The sequence below is a fragment of the Thioalkalivibrio sp. genome, assembly GCF_041690275.1.
In the GTDB taxonomy this organism is placed as follows: Bacteria; Pseudomonadota; Gammaproteobacteria; order Ectothiorhodospirales; family Ectothiorhodospiraceae; genus Thioalkalivibrio.
This window is the reverse complement of record NZ_JAWLHP010000121.1, coordinates 1-2,780: the sequence shown is the minus strand read 5'-3', so window position 1 is coordinate 2,780 and position 2,780 is coordinate 1. Positions and strand designations below refer to the sequence as shown.

At 71.0% G+C, this 2,780-nt stretch carries 2 protein-coding genes; both read left to right on the top strand.

The window, feature by feature from the left end; translation table 11 throughout:
* Window positions 1-144: 144 nt before the first annotated feature.
* On the top strand, window positions 145-1,998 hold the full coding sequence (locus ACESMN_RS13600) for a thioredoxin domain-containing protein (RefSeq protein WP_373054147.1): 1,854 nt from the start codon (window positions 145-147) through the stop codon (window positions 1,996-1,998).
* A 316-nt stretch (window positions 1,999-2,314) separates the two neighbouring features.
* On the top strand, window positions 2,315-2,770 hold the full coding sequence (locus ACESMN_RS13595) for a hypothetical protein (protein ID WP_373054146.1): 456 nt from the start codon (window positions 2,315-2,317) through the stop codon (window positions 2,768-2,770).
* Window positions 2,771-2,780: the final 10 nt, after the last annotated feature.

The following is a 2,780-nucleotide window of genomic DNA, read 5'->3' as shown; positions in this document are numbered from 1 at the left end:
AGGCTGGATCGCGGCTGGAAGCCGCTCCTACGCGGGTCGGGGGTCGCCGAGGGGGGGGCTGGCTTCCCGGGGAATTTTAGGGGCGTTGGGGGGATCCATGGAATACGCATTCATGTCTTTGGACGGTGGCCGATGACCCATTCCATGATTCCACCGCGCCGGCTGGTGTCGCGCCTTGGTGGCGGCCTTGCCGCGGTTGTGCTGGCGCTTACGCTGGCGATGCCGTCGGCGGCGGAGACGCGCGCGGCGCTGGAGCAGAGCATCTCGCCCTACCTGCGCCTGCATGCCGGCGATCCGGTGCACTGGCGGGAGTGGAGCCCGGAACTGCTCGAGGAGGCGCGGCATGCGAACCGGCCGCTGCTGATCTCCAGCGGCTACTACGCCTGTCACTGGTGCCACGTGATGCAGGAGGAGAGCTTCCAGGACGAGGGGATCGCCGAGCGGCTGAACCGGGACTTCATCCCGGTGAAGATCGACCGCGAACTGCACACGGCGCTGGATCACTATCTGATCGAGTTCCTGCGCGCCACCCGGGGCATCGCCGGCTGGCCGCTGAACGTGGTGGTGCTGCCCACCGGCGACGCGGTGGCCGGCGTGGTCTACGCGCCGCGCGACGACTTTGCGCGCTTTCTCGATGGCATCTCCGAGCAGCGGCGCCGTGACGGCGAGGCGCTGGCGGCGCTTGCGCGCGCGGCGCGGCTGGAACTCACGGAGCGCCTGCGCACCGGTGAGGAGCCGCTGTCGGCCACCCGCGCGGCGCGCCTGCCGCAGGCGCTGTGGACGGCGATGGAGCGCGAGGCGGACTTCCTCGCCGGGGGCTTCGGCGACCAGTCGAAGTTTCCGCGCGCCCCGGAGCTGCAGGCACTGCTGCAGGCCCGGGAGGAGGGCCGCGCACCGCCGTGGGCGGGCGAGTTCCTCGAGGTTACGCTCGACGAGATGGCGCGCGCGGGCCTGCGCGACGTGCTGGGCGGGGGCTTCTTCCGCTATTCCGAGACCCCGGACTGGGGGCGGCCCCATTTCGAGATCATGCTCGAGGATCAGGCGCAGCTGGCCCGCGTGTACCTGCGCGCGGCGCGGGAGTTCGAGCGTGACGACTGGGCCGCTGTCGGACGTGATGCGCTGGAATTCGTGCTGCGCGACATGGCGCTGGACACGCCCGGTGCCTATGCCTCGGCCCTGTCCGCCATCGATGAGGCCGGGCGCGAGGGCGGCGCGTATCTGTGGACGCAGGAGCAGGTGGAGGCGGCGCTGGCCGGGCATCCCGAGCCGGGACTGGTGCGGGCATGGTTCGGGCTGGAAGGGGCGCTGCAGTTCGACTACGGCTACCTGCCGCTGGAGACCGGCCGTCTGGACGCGATCGCCGAGCGCTTTGACCTGGAGCCGGAGGCGGCCTCGGCCCTGATCGAGGCGGGCCGGCGCGCGCTCCGGGCCGATCGCGAGGCGCGCGGGCTGCCGCGCGACGAGAAGCCGCTGACCGGGATGCACGGGCTGCTGCTGTCCGCGTTTGCCGAAGTCGCGGACGACCCGGAGCTGGCACCGGCGGGCGCGGCGCTGGCCGCACGCCTGCAGGCCGCGGCGGATGATCCGGAGGCCCTGTCCCTGATGCTGGACCTGCCGCCCGAGGTCGCCGGTGCCGCCGGGCTCTCCGACTACGCCTATCTCGCGCAGGGGCTGCACGACTGGTCGGTGGCCACCGGGGACGGTCCGGACGCGACCGTCGCGGTACTGCTGGAGGCCGCCTGGTCGCGCTTCCGCGATGCCGACGGCTGGCAGGCGCTCGAGGAGCGGCCGCTGCCGGGCATGGTCGCGCAGCGCTTCCAGCCGGCGGTGCACCGGCCGTCGCCGACCACACGGATCCTCGCACTGACCCAGGCCTACGCCGATCAGAGCGCCGCGCTCGCCGAGCGGCTGGAGGCCTCCGACCTGCGCCCCGGCCAGGCCGTGGAGACCACTCCGCAGGAGCACGCCGGACTGATCCTGCTGGTCACCGGCGGCTGAGGGTCTTGCCCGCCGCGTCAGCCGGGTGAGCGGGTCGGGCGGGCTCGGGATTTTCTTGACCGGGTGCGGGTCCTGATCCGTCATGGTGCAGGGCGTCATGCAAATCGCACCAAGGCTGGGCGATACTCGCGGCCATGTCTTCCATTCACGTGGTCAGAACGAAGACTTGGCCGGTTGGCATGAGGACGCGGGTTCGCGCGAAGCCAGTGCCGTTTGACGCCTGCGTGGGTTCCCGAAGACCGCTGGAGGTCGTCCGGGGTGCGGTGCCGGCCCCGGTCCTCGATCGGCACTGACCCGCTTCATCCGGACATTCCTTATGGTAGCTCTGGTCCAACATGGAACAACGCCGGAATTCCTTGCACGGTTTCAGGGCGGATTTACCGGGATCCTGTACTGGCATCAGCTCGATGCCCTGTGGGAGCGGCTGCGGGCCCGCAACGACGGCAGCTGGTACGTCTATGCGGTCGGCGAGGAGCCGCCCGAGCAGCCGGTGGCGGCCGCGAAGCTCGACCGCTTCATCACCGAGGTCGATCAGCTGCTGCGCAGCGAGCACCACCACGACTACTGCGGCGTGGTCTACGTGGACGCGGTCGAGTCACCGGATATGGTGAAGATCTACGATCCGAACCACCTCGGGTCCAGCTGTGGGTCCTCCGGCCTGCGGGTGCTGCCCGGCTGGGTGCTGTCGCGTGTGGCCCCGGTCGATCTCGACGCGGCGGTCCCACTGCCCCGGGCCCGCCGTCGCTGGTGGCAGGCGATCTTTCCCGGCTGATCCGCGCCTC

Excerpts from the sequence above, each read along its gene's own strand:
- ACESMN_RS13600 (WP_373054147.1), top strand. The coding sequence starts at position 145 with ATGATTCCACCGCGCCGGCTGGTGTCGCGCCTTGGTGGCGGCCTTGCC.
- ACESMN_RS13595 (WP_373054146.1), top strand. The coding sequence starts at position 2,315 with ATGGTAGCTCTGGTCCAACATGGAACAACGCCGGAATTCCTTGCACGG.